Source organism: Streptomyces sp. NPDC059009, assembly GCF_042740175.1.
In the GTDB taxonomy this organism is placed as follows: Bacteria; Actinomycetota; Actinomycetes; order Streptomycetales; family Streptomycetaceae; genus Streptomyces.
In genome coordinates this window covers 1-18,215 of record NZ_JBHYJB010000003.1, presented here as the reverse complement: position 1 = coordinate 18,215, position 18,215 = coordinate 1, and the positions used below count along the sequence as shown (strand labels likewise).

Below are 18,215 nucleotides of genomic sequence, written 5' to 3'. Positions count from 1 at the left end.
CACCTCCGAGACCGTCCATTAGGGCCGGGCCGCCCGCCGGGTGTCGGCCCCCGGGCGGGCATGGGGGCTGTTGGCGCGAAGCGCCGACCGGGGTCCAGGGGCGAAGCCCCAGGACCGGCGCCCCCGGGCCGCGGAGCGGCTGTTTCGGGAAGGGGCGGGCTCGGGGAAAGAAAACCCTACGGCGCCGCCCGCCGCCTCCGCGCCCCCGGCCGCCGCTCACTGGGCCGGGTAACAGGATCCCCCGCCTCAAGCGCAGCCGCACGACGCGCCGCCCCGAACTCCGCAAGCGCCTCAGCCAACTTGTGCACCGACGGCTCCGGAGCCATCACATCCACCCGAAGCCCATGCTCCTCAGCGGTCTTCGCCGTGGCAGGCCCGATACAGGCGATCACGGTCACGTTGTGCGGCTTCCCGGCAATACCCACCAGGTTCCGCACCGTGCTCGACGACGTGAAGAGCACCGCGTCAAAGCCACCGCCCTTGATCGCCTCCCGCGTCTCCGCAGGCGGCGGCGAGGCCCGCACGGTCCGGTAGGCGGTCACGTCGTCGACCTCCCACCCGAGGTCGATGAGCCCGGCGACCAGCGTCTCCGTGGCGATGTCGGCCCGCGGCAGGAACACCCGGTCGATCGGGTCGAAGACCGGGTCGTACGGAGGCCAGTCCTCCAACAGCCCCGCCGCCGACTGCTCCCCACTGGGCACCAGATCGGGCTTCACACCAAAAGCGACCAGCGCAGCCGCGGTCTGCTCGCCCACGGCCGCGACCTTGATCCCGGCGAAGGCGCGCGCGTCGAGCCCGTACTCCTCGAACTTCTCCCGCACGGCCTTGACGGCGTTGACCGACGTGAAGGCGATCCACTCGTAGCGCCCGGTGACGAGCCCCTTGACCGCCCGCTCCATCTGCTGCGGCGTCCGCGGCGGCTCGACAGCGATCGTCGGGACCTCGTGCGGCACCGCGCCGTACGACCTCAACTGGTCGGAGAGCGAAGCCGCCTGCTCCTTCGTGCGCGGGACGAGCACGCGCCACCCGAAGAGCGGCTTCGACTCGAACCACGACAGCTGGTCGCGCTGGGCGGTGGCGGAGCGCTCGCCGACCACGGCTATCACTGCCTGGCCGCCGTCCGGCGAGGGCAGCACCTTGGCCTGCTTCAGGACCTGCGCGACCGTGCCGAGCGTCGCGCTCCAGGTGCGCTGCCGCGTCGTCGTACCGGCGATGGTGACGGTCATCGGGGTGTCGGGCTTCCGCCCGGCGGCGACCAGTTCACCGGCCGCGGCCGCGACGGTCTCCAGCGTCGTCGAGACGACCACGGTCCCGTCCGACGCACCGACCTCGGTCCAGCAACGGTCCGACGCGGTACGGGCGTCGACGAAGCGGACGTCCGTGCCCTGCGCGTCGCGCAGCGGGACACCCGCGTACGCGGGGACGCCCACGGCGGCCGCGATGCCGGGCACCACCTCGAAGGGGATGCCCTCGGCGGCGCACGCCAGCATCTCCTCGGCGGCGTCCGTGTCCAGGCCCGGGTCGCCCGCCACAGCACGCACCACCCGCCTGCCGCCGCGTGCGGCCGCCATGACAAGATTGGCCGCAGCCCGAACCGAAGAGGCGTCAACTGAAGCCTCGTCAGGGCCGGCTGGCTGAGGTGTGTCCACACCTCCCCGGGCATGTGCGCGGACGACCTCCAGCACTTCGGGCTCGGCGACCAGCACGTCCGCGCGCGCCAGCGCCTCGACGGCGCGCAGAGTCAGCAGTCCCGGATCCCCGGGTCCGGCACCGAGGAAGGTGACGTGCCCGTGTGCGGGAGGGGCGGGAAGGTTAGAGGTGGGGCTCAAAGTGCTCGCTCCCCCATCAGACCGGCCGCGCCCTTGGCGAGCATGTCGGCCGCGAGTTCGCGGCCGAGCGCCGAGGCTTCGTTCTCCGTCTCGGGCACGGGACCGGTGGTGGACAGCTGCACCAGCGTCGCGCCGTCGGTCGACCCGACGACGCCGCGCAGGCGCATTTCCTTGACAATCTGCCCGTCGGCCAGCAAGTCGGCCAGCGCGCCAACAGGTGCGCTGCAACCGGCTTCCAGGGCGGCGAGCAGGGACCGCTCGGCGGTCACGGCGGCCCGGGTGTACGGGTCGTCGAGCTCGGCGAGCGCGGCGGCGAGTGACGCGTTGACCGCGGCGCACTCGATCGCCAGTGCCCCCTGGCCGGGGGCGGGCAGAACGGTGTCGACCGACAGGAAGTCGGTCACCTCGTCGATCCGGCCGACGCGGCGCAGGCCCGCGGCGGCGAGGACGACGGCGTCGAGCTCTCCCTTGTGCACGTATCCGACGCGGGTGTCGATGTTCCCGCGGATCGGCACGGTCTCGATGCGCATGCCGTGGCTGCGGGCGTACGCGTTCAACTGGGCCATGCGGCGCGGCGAACCGGTGCCGACGCGGGCCCCGTCGGGGAGCTCGGAGAAGGTCAGGTGGTCCCTGGCGATCAGGACGTCGCGCGGGTCCTCGCGCAGCGGCACGGCGGCCAGGGTCAGGTCCGCGGGCTGCGCGGTGGGCAGGTCCTTCAGCGAGTGCACGGCGAAGTCGACCTCGCCCTTGGTGAGCGCGTCGCGCAGGGCGGTGACGAAGACGCCGGTGCCGCCGATCTGCGCGAGGTGCTCGCGGGAGGTGTCGCCGTAGGTGGTTATCTCGACCAGCTCGACGGGGCGTCCCGTCAACTGGCGCACAGTCTCTGCCACTTGCCCGGACTGGGCCATGGCCAGCTTGCTGCGCCTGGTCCCGAGCCGGAGTGCCTTCCCGGTCATGCTCGGCCTCGATTCGGGTCTATCGGTTGGTTCGTGGACTGCTGGTGGTTCGTGAGCTCCCGGCCCGGCGGCTGGTCCGCGCCTGACGGCCGCTCGGCCCTGCTGACGGCGGCCACCGTCTCCGGGTCGAGGTCGAAGAGGGTGCGCAGCGCGTCCGCGTACCCGGCGCCGCCGGGCTCGCTGGCCAGCTGCTTGACCCGGACGGTGGGCGCGTGCAGGAGCTTGTCGACGACGCGGCGCACGGTCTGGGTGATCTCCGCCCGCTGCTTCTCGCCGAGTTCGGGCAGGCGCCCGTCGAGCCGGGTGATCTCGCTGGCGACGACGTCGGCGGCCATGGTGCGCAGCGCGACGACGGTCGGCGTGATGTGCGCGGCCCGCTGCGCGGCGCTGAAGGAGGCGACCTCTTCGGAGACGATGCCGCGCACCTGGTCCACATCGGCGGCCATCGGGGCGTCGGCGGACGCCTCGGCGAGCGACTCGATGTCGACGAGGTGCACCGCGTCGAGGCGGTGCACGGCGGCGTCGATGTCCCGGGGCATGGCGAGGTCGAGCAGCGCGAGCAGCGGGGTGCGCCGGTCGGGCACGGTCTCGTCGGCGGGGCCGCGCCGCTCGGGCACCCGGCCCACGGCGGCGAGCGCGGCGATGGCCTCGGCCTCGGCGGCCGGGTCGACGGCGTGCGTGACCTGCTCGCCGGGGGCGTTGTCGACCCAGGCGCCGTGCTGTTCGAGGGCGGCCGCGTCCATCCCGGCGACGGCGGCCTCACCCATGACGGAGAACCCGGCGCCACCGCGTGCGCCCAGCCCCACGGGACAGCCGTCCTCGTCGGACTTCTGCGGCTGTACGGGGGCGTGGGCGGGCGCCGCGGTCACGGCGACCGGACCGTCGGCGCGGCCTTCGAGCGCGGCGGCGACGGCGTCGGCCCGCAGGACGAGGCCGGTGGCGCCGGTGCAGGAGACCGCGACATCGGCACGTGTCAGTTCGGCGGCGACGTCGGCCATGGCGACGGCGCGGGCGGAACCCGTGCCTCCGCCCTCGTTCAGGATCTGGGCGAGCCGCTCGGCCCGGTCCGGCGTCCGGTTGGCGATCACGATCTCGGCGACCCCGGCCCGCGCGAGCGTCGCCGCGGCGAGCGAGGACATGGAGCCCGCGCCGATCACCAGGGCCCGCTTGCCCGCGGCCCACGCCTCGACACCGGCCCGCCCGGCGAGCTGCTCCAGGCCGAAGGTGACGAGCGACTGCCCGGCCCGGTCGATGCCGGTCTCCGAGTGCGCCCGCTTGCCGACCCGAAGGGCCTGCTGGAACAGGTCGTTGAGCAGCCGGCCCGCGGTGTGCAGCTCCTGCGCGCGCGCCAGGGCGTCCTTGATCTGCCCGAGGATCTGCCCCTCGCCGACCACCATCGAGTCGAGGCCGCACGCCACCGAGAAGAGGTGGTGGACCGCCCGGTCCTCGTAGTGCACGTACAAGAAGGGAGTGAGCTCTTCGAGACCCACACCGCTGTGCTGGGCGAGCAGCGTGGACAGCTCGGCGACGCCCGCGTGGAACTTGTCCACGTCGGCGTAGAGCTCGATGCGGTTGCAGGTGGCGAGCACCGCGGCCTCGGCGGCGGGCTCGGCGGCCAGGGTGTCCTGGAGCAGCTTGGCCTGCGCGTCCGGGGAGAGCGCGGCGCGCTCCAGGACGCTGACGGGGGCGCTGCGGTGGCTGAGGCCGACGACGAGGAGGCTCATGCCGGCATCACGGCGGGGACGTCCCCGTCGGGTCCCTTCCGGTCCTGCTTGGTGGCGGCGGGCGCGGCGGCGGCCTCGGCGGCCGCGTCCTCACCGGCCTTGCGCTGCTCGTGGAAGGCGAGGATCTGCAGCTCGATGGAGAGGTCCACCTTGCGCACGTCGACGCCGTCCGGCACCTGCAGGACGGTGGGCGCGAAGTTCAGGATCGAGGTCACGCCGGCGGCGACGAGCCGCTCGCACACCTGCTGGGCGGCGCCGGCCGGGGTCGCGATGACACCGATGGAGACGCCGTTGTCCTCGATGATCTTCTCGAGGTCGTCGGTGTGCTGGACCGGCATGCCCGCCACGGGCTTTCCGGCCATTGCCGGGTCGGCGTCGATGAGGGCCGCGACGCGGAAACCGCGCGAGGCGAACCCGCCGTAATTGGCAAGCGCCGCACCGAGGTTACCGATACCGACGATCACAACCGGCCAGTCCTGGGTCAGGCCCAGTTCCCGGGAGATCTGGTAGACGAGATACTCGACGTCGTAGCCGACGCCACGGGTCCCGTAGGAGCCGAGGTAGGAGAAGTCCTTGCGCAGCTTCGCGGAGTTGACCCCCGCGGCGGCCGCGAGCTCCTCGGAGGAGACCGTGGGCACCGAGCGCTCCGACAGTGCGGTGAGGGCTCGGAGGTACAGCGGAAGCCTGGCGACGGTGGCCTCGGGAATTCCTCGGCTGCGGGTCGCCGGTCGGTGAGTTCGGCCAGTTGCCACGGTGCTCCTGCGGGTAGAGCGGGGCTGCAGGCGGTCACACGTCCCCAGACCGCCCCGTCGAATGCAGGCTATGTCTTTGTGAACGCGTGCACAAAGATGGTGTCCGATTTGCCCGGCCAACGTGACCGGGGTCACGCGCCCCCGGCGCGCAGAGGTGGAACCGGCGCGCAGGCAGCGGCGTTGCACACATGAGGGGGGCAAAACCGCACACTCTCCTTAACGATCCACGCCCCCGAGACCAAAACCGCACACGATCCTAAGGGACCTTACGGACGAGTTGTACTGATCAGTCAGTGACGTTCGGAACTCTCCCGAGCTCTTGTGATCACTCACTCAGGGCGCGACGCAGCCGTTCTTCGTTCACGCGCCAGAAGGTGTGCTGCTCCCCGTCCACCAGGACCACCGGAATCTGCTCCCAGTAGGCGCGGTTGAGCTCCTCGTCCTGCGTGATGTCCTTCTTCTCCCACGCGACGCCGAGCTCGCCGCAGACCTTCTCGATCACCACCTGTGCCTCATCACACAGATGGCATCCGGGCTTTCCGATCAAGGTGACCGTCCGCTCGGCCGCGCTCTTCTTCGTACGGCGAAAAATCGGGCTCATGTCCTCATTCTCACCCCGCGCGAGCGGTGTCCAGGACACCCGACAGAGACCTGGCAGGCACCCGGCGCGCCGCTCCGTTTAACGGCGCGGACGCGCAGAGTTCACAGGGTCGAACCCTGCCGACTCGGGAAGTACCGAACAGACTGGCTATGCTCACGCCATGGCCGCTCTCGGATGGCTCACCCCCCGTAGGCGCTCCGCCACGGCGCGGAGCGTGTTGGCAGGCGAGGCCGCTGCTGAGGCCGCGCGCAAGTCCTCCCAGGAACAGGAGGAGGAACTCGCGCGCGCGGCGGAGGCTGCCGCGGAAGCCGAGGAGCAGGAGCCCGCAGAACCGGAGTTCCCGGTCGTCGGCGACGAGAAGGCCGCCGCCTTCTTCGACCTCGACAACACCGTGATGCAGGGCGCCGCGCTCTTCCACTTCGGCCGCGGCCTGTACAAGCGGAAGTTCTTCGACCGCCAGGAACTGGTCCGGTTCGCCTGGCAGCAGACCTGGTTCCGCCTGGCCGGCGTCGAGGACCCCGAACACATGCAGGACGCCCGCGACAGCGCCCTGTCCATCGTCAAGGGCCACCGGGTCGCCGAGCTGATGTCCATCGGCGAGGAGATCTACGACGAGTACATGGCCGAGCGCATCTGGCCCGGCACCCGCGCCCTCGCCCAGGCCCACCTGGACGCGGGCCAGAAGGTCTGGCTGGTCACGGCTGCCCCGGTGGAGACGGCGACGATCATCGCCCGCCGCCTCGGCCTGACCGGCGCGCTCGGCACCGTCGCCGAGTCCGTGAACGGCGTCTACACCGGCCGCCTCGTGGGCGAACCGCTGCACGGCCCCGCGAAGGCCGAGGCCGTCCGCGCCCTCGCCGCCGCCGAGGGCCTGGACCTCGCCCGCTGCGCCGCGTACAGCGACTCGCACAACGACATCCCGATGCTCTCGCTCGTCGGCCACCCGTACGCGATCAACCCGGACGCGAAGCTGCGCAAGCACGCCCGCGAGCGGGACTGGCGGCTGCGCGACTACCGCACCGGCCGCAAGGCCGCGAAGGTCGGCATCCCGGCCGCCGCCGGGGTCGGCGCGCTCGCGGGCGGCGCCGCCGCGGCGATCGCCCTGCACCGCCGCCGCCACTGACGCACCCGCCCGACCGACGCACCCACCCGACGGCGGACTCATGGGCCCGCGCCGTCGGCCACGGACGGTCACGGGGGCGAAGTGTGCCGCTGACACGCGGCAATTGCTGCCTCCTACCCCGCCCCGGCTCCCGCCAGTCCCGTTGGTTCAACTCGGCCACAACACGCCCCGCGCTCAGACGGAATGCGAGCTAATCCGATCAACAACTGCTCACAGAGCGGTACTTGATCAGGCGTCAATCGGTTACAGAAGCGACGTAATCGATGATTTGAGCAACTGGGTGTAGCGCTGCCTGTACGAAGCGTTATTCTCCTCAGACGCATAACGGACCCCGCCTTTCGCTACGACGGGTGAACGGTCCCGCACTGCACGTGATGGAAGCTCTGCCTCTGGGAGTCCCGTGTACCCACACGTCGGGGTTGACACCTCGGGCCTGGCTACGCTGCGCGCAACGGTCGCCGACCGCTTGCGCGGCTTCGTCCCCACCGCGTACGCCGGCCCCGCCGTCCCCGCCTTCGCCGTCCCCGCACCCGCCGGGCCCTGCTATGCCCTGGCGGACGGCGGTGCCGCGGTGAACAGACGGACCCGTTCCGCCAGTGCCGCCACGACCCCCGCCCCCCGCCGTCCCGCCGCGGACAGCGACAGCGCGCGCATGATGGACCTCGTCGAGCGCGCCCAGGCGGGCGAGGCCGACGCCTTCGGCCGCCTCTACGACCAGTACAGCGACACGGTCTACCGCTACATCTATTACCGCGTGGGCGGCAAGGCGACCGCCGAGGACCTCACCAGTGAGACCTTTCTGCGCGCCCTGCGCCGCATCGGGACCTTCACCTGGCAGGGCCGCGACTTCGGCGCCTGGCTGGTCACGATCGCGCGCAATCTGGTGGCCGACCACTTCAAGTCGAGCCGCTTCCGCCTCGAAGTCACCACCGGCGAGATGCTCGACGCCAACGAGGTCGAGCGCTCCCCCGAGGACTCGGTGCTCGAGTCCCTGTCGAACGCGGCGCTGCTCGACGCCGTCCGCCGCCTCAACCCGCAGCAGCAGGAGTGCGTGACGCTGCGCTTCCTCCAGGGCCTCTCGGTCGCCGAGACCGCCCGGGTGATGGGGAAGAACGAGGGCGCGATCAAGACCCTCCAGTACCGCGCCGTGCGCACCCTCGCGCGCCTCCTCCCGGACGACGCGCGCTAGCGCTCCGTAGCGCTCAACTCACCTGCTGTGGCGGCCAGATGGCCGCCACGGCGGCTTCCTTATTTCCTCGCGGTCCGATCATCCTTCGTCCGTAACCCAAGTGCCGCGACGCTCGTTGTGCGGGATGCAGGCTCCCTGTGGTCGCTCCCTGGCCCTTCCCCAAGCTCTGAATGAGCATGGGGAAGCCCCATCCGCTCACCCGATCGTGTGGATGCGGCCAGATCGTGCAACCCTCAGGACCCCCTGGGGAGTCGACCGTCATGACGAGAGGAGGTGCCGCCAGTGATCGCGAATGTATCGGCCCACCGGCGGGCGAACGCCTTCGCCCAGGCCCTGGAGGAGCATTCCGGCCAGGACCCGGCGGCCGAGCAGCCCGACGATCCCACGGCTACCGTCCCGGCGGCAGCCAGGACCGGCCCGTCCCAACAGGACGAGCAGGAGCGGATGTTGACCCTGGCGACCGGACTCGGCGAACTGCCGAAGCCGGACCTTGACCCCGAGGTCAAGGTGGTCCAGCGAGCCCAGCTCGTGGCCGCCATGGAAGCGATGCTCCTGGAGGGCACGGCGGCGGGCGAGGCGGGGGGCCCTTTGGTGCCCGAGCAACGCGCACGCGGCAAGGGCACCCACCGGGCCACCGGACTGCGGAAGTTGAAGCCGCGCTCCCGGCTGTCCAAAGGCATCGCCGCGGGCGGACTCACCGTCGGTGTGGCCGCCGGAGCGTTCAGCGGAGTCGCCGCCGCCAGCTCGGACGCGCTGCCCGGTGATTCCCTGTACGGGCTCAAGCGCGGCATGGAAGACCTCAAGCTCGGCATGGCGGACGGCGACTCGGACCGCGGCCAGCTCTACCTGGACCAGGCGTCGACCCGGCTCAGCGAGGCCCGCCGCCTGATGGAGCGGGGCCGCGCGGGCGACTTGGACCACGAGTCGGTCGGCGAGGTCAGGCGCGCCCTGTCCGGCATGCGGCACGACGCGACGGAGGGCCACCGCCTGCTCCACGAGGCGTACGAGCGGGACGGCTCGCTCGGTCCCATCCAGGCCCTCTCCGCCTTCTCGCAGTCGCACCGCGAGAGCTGGAGCGCCCTGCAGAGCCGCCTCCCGGTCCAGCTGGGCGACGTGGGACAAGAGGTCAACTCCGTCTTCGACGCCATAGACGACGAGGTCGGCCCGCTGCAGGGACTCCTGCCGAGCATCCCGGAATCGGGCCGCGACGGCGGGCAGTCGAGCCAGGACAGCACCGGCACCGCGAACACCGGCAAGGCCACCCCCTCCCACCCCCGCGGCACGCACGAGGAGGGCACCGGCAGGCACCGCAAGCCCAGCCCCTCCACCCCGCGCGACAGCGGCAGCGAGGGCGGCGGCCTCCTCGGCGGCAACACCGGCGGCCTCCTCGACCCGCCCGACGAGCAGGCGAGCCCCACCCCGACCGACAGCAAGGACGACACGGGCGACTCCAAGCCCAAGCCCGACGTCACCCTGCCCCCGATCCTCCCCGGACTCCTGCCCGGCCTGGGCATCGACGGCGAGGACACCACGAAGTAGCAGAGTTTTTCCCTACGTTGATGGGGCGCCCTCCGCGCGGAGGGCGCCCCATCAACGTACGTACGAGGCCGGAGAACCGGTCAGCAGAACAGGAACGGTCAGAAGAACACCGACCGCCGCTGCACCAGCAGCTTGGCCCCTCCTATCTGCCGCCCTCGCACTGCTTCGCAGGCTTCGTACGGCTGCGCCGGACTCCGTCCGTCGGCCCGGCGCACCGAAGCGCTTCCGCGGGGCTTCGCGCGACTGGAGGGACTCAACCGCGCGACTGCCCGTCCTCGCCCCGAACAGCCACGTCAGAAGAACACCGACCGCCGCTGCACCAGCAGCTTGTACAGCGTGTGCTGGATCTGCTCGCGCACCTGGTCCGTCAGGTTGAACATCAGCATCGGGTCCTCCGCCGCCTCCGGCGGGTATCCGTCCGTCGGAATCGGCTCGCCGAACTGGATCGTCCACTTCGTCGGCAGCGGCACCATCCCCAGCGGCCCCAGCCACGGGAAGGTCGGCGTCACCGGGAAGTACGGGAAGCCCAACAGCCGCGCCAGCGTCTTGGCGTTGCCGATCATGGGGTAGATCTCCTCGGCCCCGACGATCGAGCACGGGATGATCGGGGTGCCCGCGCGCAGCGCCGTCGAGACGAAGCCGCCCCGGCCGAAGCGCTGCAGCTTGTAGCGCTCGCTGAACGGCTTGCCGATGCCCTTGAAGCCCTCCGGCATCACCCCGACCAGCTCCCCGCGCTCCAGGAGCCGCTCGGCGTCCTCCGCGCAGGCCAGGGTGTGCCCGGCCTTGCGGGCCAGCTCGTTGATGCCCGGGAGCATGAAGACCAGGTCGGCGGCGAGGAGGCGCAGATGCCGTTCGGCGGGGTGGTTGTCGTGCACGGCGACCTGCATCATCACGCCGTCGAGCGGCAGCGTCCCGGAGTGGTTGGCGACGATCAGCGCCCCGCCGTCCGCCGGGATGTTCTCGATGCCCTTCACCTCGACACGGAAGTACTTCTCGTACAGCGGCCTGACCATGGTCATCAGGACCTGGTCGGTGAGCTCCTTGTCGTAACCGAAGTCATCGACCTCGTACTCCCCGGTCAGGCGCCGCCGCAGAAAGGCGAGGCCGCCCGCGATGCGCCGCTCCAGGCCGCCGCCGCCCTCGGCGCGCGGCCCCGGCACGCCCGGTGCCTCCTTCCGCTCCGCCTCGTCCGGCTCCGGTGTCCCGGCCGCCGCCTGTCCGGGCAGCGGCTGCACCTCGCGCACCGCCGCCGGTTCGCTCGTGCGCCGCGGCGCGGCACGGCGCCGCGACGGGCGCTGTGCGCCACCGCGCGACCGGTCGGCCGCGCCCTCGTCGAACGGAATGACCTTGGCGTCCGCCATCGTTGATGCGCTCCTCAGTCGGCGCTCTGGTTGGCGCCCCGCGTCGTGGCACCCTGCTGTGTGTTCGCGGACCCGTCCACGCCCCCGCCCGTGCCCCGGCCGCCCGCGAAGGGCAGCGCGGCGATCCGGTCGACGACGTCCGCGACGACCCGGGGCGGCAGGAGCCCCGGACCCCGGCTGCGTACGAAGTCCGCGAAGGTCTCCGCGGTCGTGTACTTCGGCCGGAACCCCATTGTCTCGCGCATCTGCCGGGTGGCCACGACCCGTCCGTGGGTGAGCAGCCGGATCTGCTCGGGCGAGAAGTCGCTCACACCGAGCGTCCGCAGCGCGGAGCCGGCCCAGGTCACCGTCGGCAGGAACACCGGGACCGTCGGCCGGCCGAGCCGCCGCGAGCACTGCGAGAGCAGCAGCTGCCCGTCGCCCGCGATGTTGAACGTGCCGCTGTTGAGCGTGCCGCGCTCCGGGTCGTGCGAGGCCAGGCGCAGCACCTCCACCGCGTCCTCCTCGTGCACGAACTGCAGCCTCGGGTCATAGCCGAGGACGGTCGGCAGGACGGGCAGCGAGAAGTACTGGGCGAGGGGCGAGTCCGCGGTCGGCCCCAGGATGTTCGCGAACCGCAGCACACACACCGCGACGTCGGGGCGGCGGCGCGCGAAGCCCCGCACATAGCCCTCGACCTCCACGGTGTCCTTGGCGAAGCCGCCGCTGGGCAGGGACTTGGGCGGAGTGGTCTCGGTGAAGACCGCGGGGTCGCGGGGCGCCGAACCGTACACATTGGTGCTCGACTTCACGACGAGCCGCTTCACGGTCGGCGACTTCTGGCAGGCGCCCAGGAGCTGCATGGTGCCGATGACGTTGGTCTCCTTGACCGAGCCCCGGCTGCCCCCGGCGAGCGCGGTGCCCGTCACGTCCATGTGCACGACGGTGTCCACGCGGTGCTCGGCGAGGACCTTCGCGATGGCGGGCTGCCGGATGTCGGCCTGGATGAAGTCGGCGCCGCCCAGATGGTGCTCGGGCGGGACCGCGTCCACGGCGAGCACCCGCTCGACCCCCGGATCCCGCTGAACCCGCCGGACGAACCGGCCCCCCAGCTGCCGGGCCACCCCGGTCACGAGCACGACCTTGCCCAAGATCACGCCTGCCTTTCGCCCCCAGTGCCCCCAGTCACATCCTGCGCACACGTTATCGGGTGGATGTTGCGCTGTGATGACCTCGAGCCCATCGCCCGGACTCCGTTGTCCGGAACTCGCGGCCCGTAACCCGCAGCCCGCGCGGCCCGTAACCCGCGCGGCCCGGAAACGGCCGAAGCCCTCCCCCCGTACAGATCCGTACGGCAGGAGGGCTTCGGTGCGCGCTGTTGCAGCGGCCGCTTACTTCTTGTTGCGACGCTGAACGCGGGTGCGCTTGAGCAGCTTGCGGTGCTTCTTCTTGGCCATCCGCTTACGCCGCTTCTTGATAACAGAGCCCACGAATTCCCTCGCTCACTTCTCGGACAACCCCCGCGTGGTGCGGGGGTATCACACGGTGCGGGGCAGACTGGGCCCACACGACCTACGTCGGCCTAGCCTACCCGTCCCCGCGTGAGGGACGTAATCGAGGTCTTCGAGGGCTCTGCCCTCAGCCTGCGTCCACCCCCACATAGGACTCGCGAAGGTACTCGTGAACCGCCTGCTCGGGAACCCGGAAGGACCTTCCGACCCTGATGGCGGGCAGATGACCGCTGTGCACCAGCCGGTACACGGTCATCTTGGAGACTCGCATCACCGAGGCGACTTCCGCCACGGTCAGGAACACGACCTCGTTCAGAGGCCTCTGGTCAGCAGCCATGACACACCCGAACCTTCCGCACATGACGGGCACCGGCTTCCCCTTCCGGTGACGCTTCGTCGCTGCGCGCTCACTCCCCAGACTAGGGGCGGGTGATACGAGTGGGGAAGAGGAGCTGCCAACGGCCGCCTACTGTGACAGACACGCTCGATTGAGTACATAGCGAGTAAGCGGTCGGTAGTAATCAGACCGCACAGCGTCATCAAGTGGAACGACGACGGACACCAGCCCCTCGGCCTCTCCGACGAACAGCGCCGGATCGTCCGTATCCGCCAGACCGATCGCCTCAAACCCCAGCTGACCTGCTCCGCAGACCCACCCGTGGTCCCCGATGACCAGCTCGGGAAGCGGTCCCCCGGCCTCCGCGAGGGCCCCCAAAGCCGCCCGAACCGGGAGCGGAGAGTGTGTATGTGCGCCGGTCTCACTCCCGGTTGAACGTGCGCCGGGTTCCCGCACCAGCGCGACTCCTTGTACGTAGTCAAGGTTGTACGTGCGTAGGCCGAACCGGGTCGTTATGTCGACACTGCTGCCCTGCGCAGGGGTGAGAACAGGACATCCCGCCGCCGACAGCGCGTCCGCCAACGCGGCGTAGAACCCGAGCAGTCGATGCGGATGCCCGGTCCCCAGAAGCACCGGAAGCCCCCGCCGGGCCACTTCCGCCACCCGCTCGGCAAACGCGTCGAGCGCCGCCAACGTCCGCTCGGGGTCGATGACATCGGCACCCGTGGTATGCCCCGGATCCGCGGACACCCCACACTTGTCGGCCATGAGCGAGAGCAAGTCCCGCTGGCCCCAGCTCCATTCGGGATCGAGCCCGAGCAGTATCCGAGGGTCCCGGGCCGCGAACAGCCGATAGCTCCGCAGGCTCTCCTCCCGCGACGTCGCCACGGGACCAGCAAGCCTGGCCGCCAACAAATGCGCCCGCAACGCTCCGGTGCTCAACACGCCCCGATGCTGGCGCATCAGCCCCTCACCCACCCCCAAAACCCCCGAAACACCGCACAGTTGGGCTAATGCTGCGTACCCTCACCACCGCACGGGCTGAACCTTTCAGCCCGTCCGGGCCCGTTCAGCCCGTCCGGCGTTTGAGGACGAGGCCGTCCAGGCCGATAAGGGGGTCTAGGGGCAAAGCCCCAGGACGGGCACCCCAGGGGCGACGAAGTCGCCGGATTCGGGAAGGGGCGGGATCGGGGAAAGAAAAATCAGGCCAGCAACCCCCGCAAGGGAAAAGCCGCCCTCCGCGCAGCCAACACAGCCTGATCCACCCGATCCGCAGGGTCGTACCCCGCCTCCCAGTCCTGGAAGGACACAGGCCACCGCCCATCAGTCATCCGCAAAGGCGCCAACTGCCGCGCTCGCGCAAACACTTCAGCCCGCCAAGCCTCAGGCACCCCAGCCCCCGGCTCCACCGGAGCCCCCGCCGCGATCCCCACCAAGTGCGTCCACGACCGCGGCACCACATCCACCACGGCATACCCCCCACCCCCGAGGGCGACCCACCGCCCACCTGCGTGCTCATGCGCCAGCTCATGGCAGGCCACCTGCACGGCCCGCTGCGCATCCAGCGACACAGCCAGGTGCGCCAGCGGGTCCTCGAAGTGCGTATCGGCCCCGTGCTGCGTCACCAGCACATCCGGCCGGAAGTCCGCCAACAGCTCCGGCACCACCGCGTGGAACGCCCGCAGCCACCCCGCGTCCCCGGTCCCCGCCGGCAGCGCCACATTCACGGCGGACCCCTCCGCGGCCCCGGCGGCGCCCGTCTCCTCGGGCCACCCGGTCTGCGGGAACAGCGTCCGCGGATGCTCGTGCAGCGAGATCGTCAGGACCCGCGGGTCCTCCCAGAACGCGGCCTGCACCCCGTCCCCGTGATGCACGTCGACATCCACATACGCGACGCGCTCGGCCCCCAGCTCCAGCAACCGCGCAATGGCCAACGCCGCATCGTTGTACACACAGAACCCCGAGGCCGCCCCCGGCATCGCATGGTGCAGCCCGCCCGCGAAGTTCACCGCGTGCAGCGCGTCCCCGGCCCACACCGCCTCGGCCGCGCCCACCGACTGCCCCGCGATCAGCGCCGACGCCTCATGCATCCCGGCGAAGGCGGGGTCGTCCTCCGTACCGAGGCCGTACGCCGCCGCGTACCGGGGATCGACGGCCGCCGCCCTCGGATCGGCCGAGACCGCCTTCACGGCCTCCACATAGTCCTCGCGGTGCACCAGGCGCAGCGTGGAGTCCCCGGCCCGCTGCGCCGCGACCACGTCCAGCTCGCGATCGAGCCCGAACGCCCCGATGAGCCCCCTGGTCAGCGCGAGCCGCACCGGGTCCATCGGATGTCCGGGCCCGAAGTCATAGCCCGTTACTGCCTCGTCCCACATCAGCTGTGCGCGGCCGCTCATGCCCGTCACCGTATCGGGCCGCCTTCGGCGCGAACGAACGGGCGTACACCAGCGTGACGAGGACGAGCGCCATCGGCACCAGCATCGCCCCGCGGTAGTTCCAGGCGTCCCCGATGGCGCCCACCAGCGGCGAACCGATCAGGAAACCCACGTAGTTGAAGACGTTGAGGCGCGCGACCGCCGTGTCCGAGGCCCCGGGAAAGAGCCGCCCGGCGGCGGCGAAGGTCTGCGGCACGATCACACACAGCCCCACCCCCAGCACCGTGAAGCCCAGGATCCCGATCCACGCCCCCGGCGCCACCGCCACCACGGCGAAGCCGAGCGCCGCGACCACGGCCCCGGCCCGCACCACCGCGACCGCCCCGAACCGCCGCACCCCGGCGTCCCCGAGGCCCCGCCCGATGAGCGTCATGACCATGTAGACGTTGTACGGAACGGTGGAGACCTGCTCCGAACTCCCCAGCACGTCCTGGAGATACTTCGCGCTCCAGTTGGAGACCGTCGAGTCCCCGATGTACGCGAAGGTCATCACGAGACACAGCGGCAGCAGCAGCTTGAAGACGACGGCCCCGCCCTCTCCCGGCTCCGCGCCCCCGTCCCCGCGTTCCCCTTCACCCTGGCCGGCATCCACGTACCACCGGCTGCCGATCAGCGCGGCGGGCAGCAGCACGGCCACCACCGGCAGATACGAGACGAACAGCGAGAGGTCCCAGTGCGCCCCCGCCCACGCGAGCGAGGCGCCGACGATGCCGCCCAGGCTGTACGCGGCGTGGAAGCCGAGCATGATGCTCCGCCCGTACGCCCGCTGCAGGCTCACCCCGAGCATGTTCATCGAGGCGTCCAGGGCCCCGACCGCGAGCCCGAACGCCCCCAGGGACAGGCCCACTTGCCACAGCGCGTCCCCCGCACCGACGCCAAGCAGCGCAAGCAGCACCACCGGCTGCGACCAGCGGAGCACCCGGCTCGGCGGGACCCGCTTCACCAGGTGCTCGGTGGCCACACTGCCCACGCCCGCGAGGATCGGCACGGCCGCGAGGAAGACGGGCAGCAGCCCGTCGGATATCCCGTACCGGTCCTGTATCGCGGGTATCCGCGTCACCAGCAGTGCGAACGTGGCGCCCTGCACGAGGAAGCTGAACGCCAGCGAGGCCCTGCCGCGCCGCAGCACATCTGTCATGGCTGCAGAGCGTAGGGCCCCGGGCTACCCGTGGGTAGGTAGATCACTCAACCAATCTCGGCGACCTCACGGTCGACCATCTTCTCCATCGGGTCGACGAGCCGCCCGCCGCTGACGATCATCGCCAGGGTGATGGTGACCGCCGCGATCACGCCGCCGAGCCAGACCATGGTGTCGACGGGCAGCGTGTAGGCGCCCACGATCCGCAGCACGGCCTCACCGAGCAGGGCCCCGCCCCACACCACGGAGAACATCCGCTCCATCCGCGCGAACCGTCCGCCCTGGGCCACCAGCCGCCCCCAGGCCGCGTCCCGCGCCGCGTTCCCCTTGGTCACCCATGCCTTGAGGGCCACGGTCATCAACGGCCGCCCCGAGGCGACGGAGCCGAGGACGACAAGCCCGATGGTCCCCGTGATCCCGCTGTCCTTGGCCAGCATGAACCGCGCGTCCCCGGAGAGGAGGCTGAGCAGCAGCCCGACGATGTTGGCGGTGAGGATCAGCGCCGCGAGCCCGTTCACCCGCCGCTCCTTGACGAGGCTCCAGAGGGTCCGCCCGGCGGGCACCACGCTGCTCCAGGCGAGCGCGCTGAGGGTGCTCATCCCGAAGCCGTTGCTCAGCAGGTAGTACATCGCCATGGGCACGGCGGCGTCGAGGACGAGCGGCTTCAGCGACTCGAACCGCGACGCCTGCTCCGTCCCGGCCTGGTGGCCGGTGGCCTGGGTGGCGGTCGGACCGGCCTGGGTGGTGGTGGCGAGCTGGCTCATGATCGGGTTCCCTCCGTCGTCGCTGTGTACGTCCCGTTCTCGATGTACTCAGCTTCGCGGTCAGGGCCCCTCGCCCAACAGAAACGATCGTCCGGACAACGCCATGACAAATGTCAGGGCGCCCCCGCTGCTCCTGTCATCGTCCATGTCATACGAGCAGGTCAGCCAACTCCCGCATGCTCCCGAAGAGTTGGGTGGCCCCTGCGTCGGCGAGCCGCTCCCCGGGCGTCATGGCCGTGAACCCGTACACGTCCATCCCCGCGGCGACGGCGGCCCGCACTCCCAGCGGGCTGTCCTCGACGACGAGACACCTCCCCGGCTCGACCCCCATGCGCTCGGCGGCGTACAGGAACAGATCAGGCGCGGGCTTCCCCCGCCCCACGTCCTGGGAACTGAAGATCCGCTCGTCGTCGAACCATTTGCTGAGCCCGGCCTTCCGGTGCCCCACCCGGATCCGCTCATGGCTCCCGGAGGAGGCGAGACAGTACGGCACCCCTTCGGCCACGAGCTTCTCCAGCACATCCACGGCCCCTTCCACGGGCTCCAACTCCCGCTCGAAGGCAGCGAATACGCGGGCATGCAGCGTGTCATCGAAGTCCGCGGGCAGCTGCTGTCCGCTGCGCTCCATGACCAGGTCGTGCACGCGGTGGACGGCGGCCCCCATGTAGTCCCGGAGAGATTCCTCGTACGAGGTGGGGTGACCCAGCTCGGTCAGGTAGCCGGCGAGGATCGTGTTGGAAATCGGCTCGCTGTCCACGAGGACGCCGTCGTTGTCGAAGATGACCAGGTCGTATCGCATACTTCGACCCTAAACGCGAGTGCCCATAAACGCAGAAAACCCCCGCACCATACGGTGCGGGGGTTTCCCTTTATCCAAAATTAGTTCGGCGGCGTCCTACTCTCCCACAGGGTCCCCCCTGCAGTACCATCGGCGCTGTGAGGCTTAGCTTCCGGGTTCGGAATGTAACCGGGCGTTT

17 protein-coding genes and 1 rRNA gene are annotated in these 18,215 nt (G+C 70.8%); 3 read left to right on the top strand and 15 right to left on the bottom strand.

Annotated elements, in window-relative coordinates; genetic code table 11:
- Window positions 1–176: 176 nt before the first annotated feature.
- From ACFWYM_RS03585 to ACFWYM_RS03565, 5 genes are all read right to left on the bottom strand, one after another.
- The gene (locus tag ACFWYM_RS03585) at window positions 177–1,829 is read right to left on the bottom strand and encodes a uroporphyrinogen-III synthase (RefSeq protein ID WP_384829462.1); all 1,653 of its coding nucleotides are present in this window, start codon (window positions 1,827–1,829) and stop codon (window positions 177–179) included.
- Entirely contained in the window at window positions 1,826–2,785 is a 960-nt protein-coding gene (gene hemC, locus ACFWYM_RS03580; RefSeq protein WP_384829460.1) for a hydroxymethylbilane synthase, read from the bottom strand. Before hemC ends, ACFWYM_RS03585 begins: the two co-directional genes overlap by 4 nt.
- Window positions 2,782–4,509, bottom strand: coding sequence for a glutamyl-tRNA reductase (locus tag ACFWYM_RS03575; protein WP_384829458.1), 1,728 nt, complete (start codon window positions 4,507–4,509; stop codon window positions 2,782–2,784). The genes hemC and ACFWYM_RS03575 overlap by 4 nt, the downstream gene beginning before the upstream one ends.
- Window positions 4,506–5,261 carry a redox-sensing transcriptional repressor Rex gene (locus ACFWYM_RS03570; RefSeq protein WP_384829457.1) on the bottom strand — a complete coding sequence of 252 codons (756 nt, stop codon included), beginning with the start codon at window positions 5,259–5,261 and terminating at the stop codon, window positions 4,506–4,508. The genes ACFWYM_RS03575 and ACFWYM_RS03570 overlap by 4 nt, the downstream gene beginning before the upstream one ends.
- A gap of 325 nt (window positions 5,262–5,586) precedes the next feature.
- Window positions 5,587–5,862 carry a glutaredoxin family protein gene (locus ACFWYM_RS03565; protein ID WP_384829455.1) on the bottom strand — a complete coding sequence of 92 codons (276 nt, stop codon included), beginning with the start codon at window positions 5,860–5,862 and terminating at the stop codon, window positions 5,587–5,589.
- A 160-nt stretch (window positions 5,863–6,022) separates the two neighbouring features.
- On the opposite strand from ACFWYM_RS03565, the gene ACFWYM_RS03560 reads away from it, so the two are divergent.
- From ACFWYM_RS03560 to ACFWYM_RS03550, 3 genes are all read left to right on the top strand, one after another.
- Window positions 6,023–6,985, top strand: coding sequence for an HAD family hydrolase (locus ACFWYM_RS03560; protein WP_384829453.1), 963 nt, complete (start codon window positions 6,023–6,025; stop codon window positions 6,983–6,985).
- A 400-nt stretch (window positions 6,986–7,385) separates the two neighbouring features.
- On the top strand, window positions 7,386–8,174 hold the full coding sequence (locus tag ACFWYM_RS03555; protein WP_384829451.1) for an ECF subfamily RNA polymerase sigma factor, BldN family: 789 nt from the start codon (window positions 7,386–7,388) through the stop codon (window positions 8,172–8,174).
- Between the two features lie 282 nt (window positions 8,175–8,456).
- A complete protein-coding gene (locus tag ACFWYM_RS03550) occupies window positions 8,457–9,713 on the top strand; it encodes a DUF5667 domain-containing protein (protein ID WP_384829450.1) in 1,257 nt (418 codons plus the stop codon).
- A gap of 293 nt (window positions 9,714–10,006) precedes the next feature.
- On the opposite strand, the gene ACFWYM_RS03545 is transcribed toward ACFWYM_RS03550, so the two are convergent.
- The 10 genes from ACFWYM_RS03545 to rrf form a co-directional block, all read right to left on the bottom strand.
- Window positions 10,007–11,074: a lysophospholipid acyltransferase family protein gene (locus ACFWYM_RS03545; RefSeq protein WP_384829448.1), complete on the bottom strand. Its 1,068-nt coding sequence runs from the start codon at window positions 11,072–11,074 to the stop codon at window positions 10,007–10,009.
- Window positions 11,075–11,088: 14 nt separating this feature from the next.
- Window positions 11,089–12,204 (bottom strand): NAD-dependent epimerase/dehydratase family protein, encoded by a 1,116-nt coding sequence (locus tag ACFWYM_RS03540; protein ID WP_384830128.1) that lies wholly within the window; start codon window positions 12,202–12,204, stop codon window positions 11,089–11,091.
- 240 nt (window positions 12,205–12,444) lie between these two features.
- On the bottom strand, window positions 12,445–12,543 hold the full coding sequence (locus tag ACFWYM_RS03535) for a 30S ribosomal protein bS22 (protein WP_003948845.1): 99 nt from the start codon (window positions 12,541–12,543) through the stop codon (window positions 12,445–12,447).
- Window positions 12,544–12,691: 148 nt separating this feature from the next.
- Window positions 12,692–12,901: a helix-turn-helix domain-containing protein gene (locus ACFWYM_RS03530; protein ID WP_384829447.1), complete on the bottom strand. Its 210-nt coding sequence runs from the start codon at window positions 12,899–12,901 to the stop codon at window positions 12,692–12,694.
- Window positions 12,902–13,030: 129 nt separating this feature from the next.
- The gene (locus tag ACFWYM_RS03525; protein WP_384829445.1) at window positions 13,031–13,846 is read right to left on the bottom strand and encodes a phosphatase; all 816 of its coding nucleotides are present in this window, start codon (window positions 13,844–13,846) and stop codon (window positions 13,031–13,033) included.
- Between the two features lie 257 nt (window positions 13,847–14,103).
- Entirely contained in the window at window positions 14,104–15,297 is a 1,194-nt protein-coding gene (locus ACFWYM_RS03520; RefSeq protein ID WP_384829443.1) for an acetoin utilization protein AcuC, read from the bottom strand.
- Window positions 15,248–16,474: an MFS transporter gene (locus ACFWYM_RS03515; RefSeq protein WP_384829441.1), complete on the bottom strand. Its 1,227-nt coding sequence runs from the start codon at window positions 16,472–16,474 to the stop codon at window positions 15,248–15,250. The genes ACFWYM_RS03520 and ACFWYM_RS03515 overlap by 50 nt, the downstream gene beginning before the upstream one ends.
- A 47-nt stretch (window positions 16,475–16,521) precedes the next feature.
- On the bottom strand, window positions 16,522–17,238 hold the full coding sequence (locus ACFWYM_RS03510) for a VC0807 family protein (protein ID WP_384829439.1): 717 nt from the start codon (window positions 17,236–17,238) through the stop codon (window positions 16,522–16,524).
- Between the two features lie 148 nt (window positions 17,239–17,386).
- On the bottom strand, window positions 17,387–18,037 hold the full coding sequence (locus tag ACFWYM_RS03505; protein ID WP_384829437.1) for an HAD family hydrolase: 651 nt from the start codon (window positions 18,035–18,037) through the stop codon (window positions 17,387–17,389).
- 83 nt (window positions 18,038–18,120) lie between these two features.
- Window positions 18,121–18,215, bottom strand: a 5S ribosomal RNA gene (gene rrf, locus ACFWYM_RS03500); the annotation flags it as partial.

What these genes read in the sequence shown, in the direction of transcription:
- ACFWYM_RS03515 (WP_384829441.1), bottom strand. Translation starts at nt 16,474, where the DNA reads ATGACAGATGTGCTGCGGCGCGGCAGGGCCTCGCTGGCGTTCAGCTTC.
- ACFWYM_RS03560 (WP_384829453.1), top strand. Translation starts at nt 6,023, where the DNA reads ATGGCCGCTCTCGGATGGCTCACCCCCCGTAGGCGCTCCGCCACGGCG.
- ACFWYM_RS03505 (WP_384829437.1), bottom strand. Translation starts at nt 18,037, where the DNA reads ATGCGATACGACCTGGTCATCTTCGACAACGACGGCGTCCTCGTGGAC.
- ACFWYM_RS03520 (WP_384829443.1), bottom strand. Translation starts at nt 15,297, where the DNA reads ATGAGCGGCCGCGCACAGCTGATGTGGGACGAGGCAGTAACGGGCTAT.
- ACFWYM_RS03575 (WP_384829458.1), bottom strand. Translation starts at nt 4,509, where the DNA reads ATGAGCCTCCTCGTCGTCGGCCTCAGCCACCGCAGCGCCCCCGTCAGC.
- ACFWYM_RS03545 (WP_384829448.1), bottom strand. Translation starts at nt 11,074, where the DNA reads ATGGCGGACGCCAAGGTCATTCCGTTCGACGAGGGCGCGGCCGACCGG.
- hemC (WP_384829460.1), bottom strand. Translation starts at nt 2,785, where the DNA reads ATGACCGGGAAGGCACTCCGGCTCGGGACCAGGCGCAGCAAGCTGGCC.
- ACFWYM_RS03565 (WP_384829455.1), bottom strand. Translation starts at nt 5,862, where the DNA reads ATGAGCCCGATTTTTCGCCGTACGAAGAAGAGCGCGGCCGAGCGGACG.
- ACFWYM_RS03510 (WP_384829439.1), bottom strand. Translation starts at nt 17,238, where the DNA reads ATGAGCCAGCTCGCCACCACCACCCAGGCCGGTCCGACCGCCACCCAG.
- ACFWYM_RS03530 (WP_384829447.1), bottom strand. Translation starts at nt 12,901, where the DNA reads ATGGCTGCTGACCAGAGGCCTCTGAACGAGGTCGTGTTCCTGACCGTG.